This is a genomic window from Acinetobacter sp. 1294243 (assembly GCF_000588015.1).
Lineage (GTDB): Bacteria > Pseudomonadota > Gammaproteobacteria > Pseudomonadales > Moraxellaceae > Acinetobacter > Acinetobacter pittii.
On sequence record NZ_JFXG01000054.1, the window covers coordinates 1 to 1,341 of the forward strand.

Here is a 1,341-nt window from a genome sequence, read left to right on the forward strand (position 1 = left end):
AGCAGGTGGACAAGCAACACCAATGACTTATGAAATCAATGGTAAGCAATATGTTGTGATCATGGCTGGTGGTCATGGTTCATTTGGTACGAAAATGGGCGACTATTTAGTGGCTTATGCCTTACCAGATAACAAATAAAAAGCTTTTATAGAAAGGGCCTGGATTTATCCGGGCTTTTTTTATGTCGATTTATATTAAAGCTTATCAATAAAACCGTTATTAAATATGCAAAAAAAGCATTTTATTGATGAATAAAAGCTCGCTATGCTATCCGCCTTAATAATGAATCTACTAGCCATACGCCATGTATTTATATACCGATTTCGACCAGCAGCTTGTTAATGAGCGAGTTGCTCAGTTCCGTGATCAAACAGAACGCTATTTAGCTGGCAAACTTTCTGAAGATGAATATCGTCCATTACGTTTGCAAAATGGTTTATATGTGCAACGTTATGCGCCTATGCTGCGTATTGCTGTGCCGTATGGCTTAATGAATTCTAAACAATTACGTAAAGTCGCTGAAGTTTCAACTGCTTATGACCGTGGTTATGCACATGTATCTACACGTCAAAACATTCAGTTAAACTGGCCTGCACTTGAAGATGTGCCAGACATTTTGGCTGAACTTGCAACTGTACAAATGCATGCCATTCAAACCAGTGGTAACTGTATTCGTAACACGACAACTGACCAATATGCAGGTGTGGTTGCTGGTGAAATTGCAGACCCACGTCCAACATGTGAGTTGATTCGTCAGTGGAGTACATTCCACCCAGAATTTGCATTCTTGCCACGTAAGTTCAAAATTGCTGTTTCTGCACTTGAAGAAAAAGATCGTGCGGCAACTGCATTCCACGATATTGGTGTTTATATCGTGCGTAATGAAGCAGGTGAAATCGGCTATAAAATTATGGCTGGTGGGGGTTTAGGCCGTACCCCAATCATCGGTAGCGTGATTCGTGAGTTTTTACCACGTGAAGATTTAATTGCTTACTTAGAAGCGGTTTTACGTGTTTATAACTTGCATGGTCGTCGTGATAACAAATATAAAGCACGTATCAAAATTCTAGTTAAAGCATTAACTCCTGAAGTGTTTGCACAGAAAGTTGAAGCTGAATTCGAACATACACGTGAAGCATTGAAGATTCAGCCAGAAATCTTGAAAAAACTGGATGAAGAGTTCACTCCATTTGCTTACCAAGATTTGACAGATGAAGACTTCACAGCTTTATTTGCTGAACATCCAAAATTCAAACAGTGGTTCAATATCAACACGCATGCGCATAAAGTGAAGGGCTATCGTATTGTTACGATTTCTCTAAAACGCGCAGGTATTGCGC

At 39.7% G+C, this 1,341-nt stretch carries 2 protein-coding genes; both read left to right on the plus strand.

The window, feature by feature from the left end; all coding sequences use genetic code 11:
• On the plus strand, positions 1 to 139 hold a 139-nt coding region (locus J655_RS25640), incomplete at its 5' end, for a hypothetical protein (RefSeq protein WP_171073778.1).
• 166 nt (positions 140 to 305) lie between these two features.
• Positions 306 to 1,341 (plus strand): nitrite/sulfite reductase (locus tag J655_RS24140; protein WP_032053455.1); only part of this gene is annotated, 1,036 nt, incomplete at its 3' end.